Raw genomic sequence first — 2,925 nt, 5'->3', positions numbered from 1 at the left:
GATAGTACCGCCAAAGTTGACCGAGAGGAGAAAAAACAAATTTATCAAGATATATTTCGCACTCCCGATTATTTTTGGTTTGACCCAGAAAGCCTAGAATTTGAAGGATTTACCCTAATTAGCGGTCAATATCAACCGATTACCCCCAATGCTCAGGGACGGCTCTGGAGTCAACAATTAGGCTTATATTTGGGTTTATCTGCCAATAAATTGCGCTATTTTACCCCCGAAGGGGAATTAGTCCCCACTCCCGCAGAAGCGGCACAACAGGCAGAAAATCGGGTTTTAGAGGCAGAAAATCGGGCTGTGGAGGCAGAAAACCGGGTTTTAGAGGCAGAAAACCAAGTCGAGCAAGAAAAGCAAAAAGCGGCGAAATTAGCGGCTAAACTGCGGGAATTGGGCATAGATGCCGAGGAAAATCTCTAATCTTCTTTTTTGATTAGATGACACTGTTTTCCGTCAGCGGTGAGGGGATTTGGTGTCATCTAGAGGCCCCATACTAAATCCGGTTATTAAAAACTGATTATTTATTCTCCCCTTTGCCTTTTGCCTCTTGCCTTTTGCCTGTCTTGATATGTAGCCTATACTCAACGGATTTAGTATCATAGTTGATTAATCGCAGAAAGCTCCGCGCAAGCGTAAATTTTCCCGCAATTCCTCGGTCATACCCACGTTATCGGCAAACTTTGCCCCCTTCACTTTTGCCCCGCTAAAATTCGCTTGAGTGATGTTGACTTCAACCAAATTAGCTCCTTCTAAATTGGAGCCAATTAAATTAGCTAAAGCCAAACTAGAACGGTAAAAATCAGCATAACTTAAATCGGCATTAGCTAATAAGGCTCCGCTTAAATCCGCTCCCTTAAAATTAGCATGACTGCCATTAATTTCGCTTAAATCAGCATCGGTTAAATTGGCCCCCCGCAGATTAGCTTGATAGAGATTAGCCATACCTAAAGATATGCCACTTAATTCCGCTGCCAGGAGATTTGCCCCGGTAAAATCTGTTAGGGTATCCAGTTCAGCTAATTGGGCTAATTCCAGAAAATCATCACTAACAGCAGCATAAATTCCCTCGATTTGTGTCTGCAATTTCTCTAAATTTTCTGATGCTGCCGGTTGCGGTTCAACTAGAACATTATCTAATTCCACCTGCGATGAACCCAAAGAAATACGACTTAAAAAAGCATCAAATTGATTTTCCATTAGGAAAAATGCTAACTTTCGCTCTAAAATACTATGTTTATTGGGACTTAGATCGTGTTTCCATAATCCCGATGTTTCCGTGATACAGATATCCGCAGCTGTCAGCGAAAATTGCACCGTCAGATGATAAGGTTCTTCCTCCACACTGACGGTTCCTAGGTTAATCCTTTCGATCGCTCCTGTAAATATTGACTGAGGACTTTTGAAAGATAACCGCCATTGATGATTATTAATACGATTTATGTATAACTCTTGACTAGAAAGAGGATTTGGTGTTAGGTGACAATTAACTAAAACAAAATCTAATTTTCCTCCTTTTAGCCCCCATTTGATTTCCCCGCCGAGGAGAGATTGAATTTGAGCTTGTAGGTGTAAAGTTAAATATAAATCAAATTTTTGCGAGTCGGTGGCTACTGGTTCTAGGGTTAACGATACACTATCGGGATAGCGATCGAAGGCAGCTAAAAGACGCATAATCTAAAAAAGAAAAGTCAAAATAAACAGTAAAAAAGTGGTGTTTCTCTGGCTCCAAAGCCGAGAACTCACCCCTATTTAAAACAATAGCTGATTTTCTCGATCCTCGCTGAACATTTCTTCGGCGATCGCTGAATGATTACCCCTGAAAATCAAGATTAAATTAGTTGACTTTCTCTTTTTTGCCGATATTGCCGTCCGCATTAAAAAACATCGGTAAAAAGCGTTCCATAAACATTTGTGGATCACGATTCCAGGCTTTTTGAGCCGCTTCTACCCGGAATAATTGCAATTTCGGGTCGAGAAGGGTTTGGGGTAAACGTTCCATCAGATATTGAGGACGTTCCCAGAGTGGCATAGTGGCGGCGATTTCCATTAAATGACCGAAGCGGCGCAATTCTGCCCCCAGGGTGATATCCATACCCGATTCATAGGCGGCCTGTTCGATCGCTGAGTATTTGGCCTTAGCTTTTTCGACTTTTTGCCGATGTTCGGGGCTTTTTTGAGCAATTTTGGCTAACCAACGATTACCCCAACGCACATGGCCCGCTTCTTCGGGAAAGATTTTGGCGATCGTTTCCTGAATTTTCAGATTTTCCGGGGTTTGTTCCCCTGCTTTGAGGGCATAAATATGGGCGGCAAAGTATTCGCATCCCCGTTTTTCCGTGACGTTAATTGCCGCTAGGGCCGCAATCAGTCCATCTTCCCTTTGTTCTTCGCCTTGGAATTGATCTTGATCGAGAAGACGTTCAAATTCATCAATATAGGACAACCCCGGCGGTTTCCCCACATCGGCCCCCAATTCGATTAATAAATCGGTTAACCAGTAAGCATGGCGGGCCTCATCGGCGACGTGACGGGAAAGCTCCTGGATCAGTTCTTTCGGTTGTCCGTCTAGGGTTTCGATCAGTTCGGTCAGGTCTTTACAGCTACGTTGTTCGTTGTAGCGGTAACGGTTGAGGGTGACAAGATGAATTTCGCGATCGCTAATGACACGCTTCATGATGTCGCGAGCGCTCATCGTCTTCTTGAATTTACGAGGGTAAGCAACGGTCATGATTTTGTATCGTTTTGTAAACGGCTTCCCGTATTCTAACGGAGTTTTTTGGCTCTCTTGGATTTGGTGGGTAAAATGTATTCTAAGATACATTCCTCCTAGAGAGGGGGTGGAACGAACCACAAAGACACAAAGGACACAAAGATCGATCAATCCTATGTAAGTTAAACTTATCACACACAACCTAGAAG

Annotated in this window: 3 protein-coding genes; 1 reads left to right on the top strand and 2 read right to left on the bottom strand. The window is 43.2% G+C overall.

Features of this window, described 5'->3' with window-relative positions:
* Positions 1 to 426 (top strand): Uma2 family endonuclease (locus IM496_RS08615; RefSeq protein WP_287661734.1); only part of this gene is annotated, 426 nt, incomplete at its 5' end.
* Between the two features lie 186 nt (positions 427 to 612).
* Here the strand turns inward: IM496_RS08615 and IM496_RS08610 are convergent.
* Together IM496_RS08610 and IM496_RS08605 are read right to left on the bottom strand one after the other, a co-directional pair.
* On the bottom strand, positions 613 to 1,677 hold the full coding sequence (locus IM496_RS08610) for a pentapeptide repeat-containing protein (protein ID WP_194015623.1): 1,065 nt from the start codon (positions 1,675 to 1,677) through the stop codon (positions 613 to 615).
* A 163-nt stretch (positions 1,678 to 1,840) separates the two neighbouring features.
* Complete coding sequence (locus tag IM496_RS08605; RefSeq protein ID WP_042790771.1) at positions 1,841 to 2,734, bottom strand: ferritin-like domain-containing protein; 894 nt, start codon at positions 2,732 to 2,734, stop codon at positions 1,841 to 1,843.
* Positions 2,735 to 2,925: the final 191 nt, after the last annotated feature.

Source organism: Microcystis sp. M049S2 (assembly GCF_020245625.1).
In the GTDB taxonomy this organism is placed as follows: Bacteria; Cyanobacteriota; Cyanobacteriia; order Cyanobacteriales; family Microcystaceae; genus Microcystis; species Microcystis ichthyoblabe_A.
This window is presented reverse-complemented; position numbering and strand designations above follow the sequence as displayed.

Excerpts from the sequence above, each read along its gene's own strand:
- IM496_RS08610 (WP_194015623.1), bottom strand. The coding sequence starts at position 1,677 with ATGCGTCTTTTAGCTGCCTTCGATCGCTATCCCGATAGTGTATCGTTA.
- IM496_RS08605 (WP_042790771.1), bottom strand. The coding sequence starts at position 2,734 with ATGACCGTTGCTTACCCTCGTAAATTCAAGAAGACGATGAGCGCTCGC.